Source organism: Nocardioides gansuensis (genome assembly GCF_003076135.1).
Classification (GTDB): domain Bacteria; phylum Actinomycetota; class Actinomycetes; order Propionibacteriales; family Nocardioidaceae; genus Nocardioides; species Nocardioides gansuensis.
Genome location: NZ_QDGZ01000035.1, coordinates 1 through 349 on the forward strand (window position 1 = coordinate 1; position 349 = coordinate 349).

Below are 349 nucleotides of genomic sequence, written 5' to 3' on the forward strand. Positions count from 1 at the left end.
AACGCCTCCAGCGCCCGGGCGTGCAGGAAACCGGCCCGGTCGGCCAGGTCATCCAGCGACGCCGACTCCGCACGAGCCAGCGCCTCCGCGGCACGGGCCTCAGCCTCCACCGGCTCCCCCGACTCCAACGACAGCTCGGCGAAGTCCAGCGCCAGCCGGATCTCGTCGAGCTCGCGCGGCGCGGCCCCGACCAGCAGCTCCTCCACCGAAACCCCGAGCCGCGCGGCCAGCTCGACCAGCACCCTGCCATTGGGCCGACGATGCCCCGACTCGATCCGCGAGACATACCCGACCGAAACCTCCGAGCCCGCCAGCTCGGTCTGGGTCAGCCCCCCCGCCACCCGGGCAG

The 349-nt window shown here is 73.9% G+C and carries 1 protein-coding gene; it reads right to left on the bottom strand.

Annotated features, from left to right (window positions below):
• A partial coding sequence (locus DDE18_RS22495) for a helix-turn-helix domain-containing protein (protein WP_133241321.1) occupies nt 1-349 on the bottom strand: 349 nt, incomplete at both ends.